Below are 1,801 nucleotides of genomic sequence, written 5' to 3'. Positions count from 1 at the left end.
AGCTCCGGAACGATCTTGAACAGATCGCCGACGATGCCGTAATCGGCGACCTGGAACATGGGGGCTTCTTCGTCCTTGTTGATGGCGACGATGACCTTGCTGTCCTTCATGCCGGCCAGATGCTGGATGGCACCGCTGATGCCGACAGCGATGTACAGTTCCGGGGCCACGATCTTGCCGGTCTGGCCGACCTGATAATCGTTGGGCACGAAACCGGCATCGACCGCCGCACGGCTTGCACCCACCGCCGCACCCAGCTTGTCCGCCAGCTTGTCCAGCATCGGGAAATTGTCGCCCGACTGCATGCCGCGACCACCCGAGACGATGATGCGCGCAGAGGTCAGTTCCGGGCGCTCCGACTTGGTCAGCTCAGCGCTGACAAAGCTGGACAGGCCCGCCTCGCCCGTGGCGCCCAACGCCTCGACCACACCGGCCCCGCCGGTCTCACCCGCCGCCTCAAACGCTGTGCCGCGCACCGTGATCACCTTGATCGCGTCCGACGACTTGACCGTGGCGATGGCGTTGCCGGCATAGATCGGGCGCTCGAACGTGTCGGCATCGATGACGCCGCTGATCTCGCTGATCTGCTGTACGTCCAGCAATGCTGCCACGCGCGGGGCCAGGTTCTTGCCGAAGGTCGTGGCGGTAAACAGCACATGGCTGTAGCCGCCTGCCTTCACCGCGGCCACCACCAGCGGCGCGAAATTCTCGGCCAGCGGGTTGGCATATTCAGCCCCCTCGGCGGCCAGCGCCTTGGCTACACCCGCCGCAGATGCCGCAGCCTTGGCGGCCTCGCCCACGCCGCTTCCGGCGACCAGCACATGCGTCTGCCCACCGATCTTGGCAGCAGCCCCCAGCGTGGTCAGGGTCGGCTTCTTCACAGCGCCGGTCGAGGGCTCTGCAACAACCAGAATGCTCATGATTGGTTTCTCCTCAATATCGAGAACCACCTCCCTTCCCGTCATCCCGGCGCAAGCCGGGACCCAGGAGCCACAGGCCCAACCTCTCGGCAGCGTAGAACGGCTATCCCTGCCGTAGTGCCTGTGACCCTGGGTCCCGGCTTGCGCCGGGATGACGGGGAGAGGAAAGTCCGTGGAGCGAAGCGGTTGTTATGGGCAAATCAGATGACGCGGGCTTCGTCGCGCAGCTTGGCAACCAGCTCGGCGACCGAGGCGACCTTGACGCCGCCCTTGCGCTTGGCCGGTTCCGTCACCTTCAGCACCGTCAGGCGCGGGGTGATGTCCACGCCCAGCGCGTCCGGGGCCACCGTCTCGATCGGCTTCTTCTTGGCCTTCATGATGTTGGGCAACGAGGCATAGCGCGGCTCGTTCAGGCGCAGGTCGGTGGTCACCACCGCCGGCAGCTTCAGCGACACCGTCTCCAACCCGCCATCGATCTCCCGCGTGACCGCAACCGCGCCGTCGCCCGGCACAACCTTGGACGCAAACGTCCCCTGGCCCCAGCCCAGAAGGGCGGCCAGCGCCTGGCCCGTCTGGTTGCTGTCATCATCGATGGCCTGCTTGCCCAGGATCACCAGATCGGGCGCTTCCTTGGCCACCACGGCCCGCAGCAGCTTGGCCACCGCCAGCGGCTGCACCTCGGCGTCGGTCTGCACCAGGATACCCCGGTCGCCGCCCATGGCCAGCGCGGTCCGGATCGTCTCCTGCGCGCCCGCCGGGCCGATCGACACAACCACGATCTCCGTCGCCTTGCCCGCTTCCTTCAACCGCACGGCTTCTTCAACCGCGATCTCGTCAAACGGGTTCATCGACATCTTCACATTCGCAAGCTCGACACCGCT

Annotated in this window: 2 protein-coding genes; both read right to left on the bottom strand. The window is 66.0% G+C overall.

Annotation, left to right across the window (positions count from 1 at the left end):
- A partial coding sequence (locus tag ACODSP_RS28170; protein ID WP_488968819.1) for an electron transfer flavoprotein subunit alpha/FixB family protein occupies window positions 1–920 on the bottom strand: 920 nt, incomplete at its 3' end.
- A gap of 200 nt (window positions 921–1,120) precedes the next feature.
- The coding region (locus ACODSP_RS28165; RefSeq protein WP_488968818.1) for an electron transfer flavoprotein subunit beta/FixA family protein at window positions 1,121–1,801 on the bottom strand (681 nt) is incomplete at its 5' end.

The organism is Niveispirillum sp. FG156 (genome assembly GCF_057809555.1).
The sequence above is the reverse complement of the archived record's forward strand: the minus strand, read 5'-3'. Positions and strand labels throughout refer to the sequence as shown.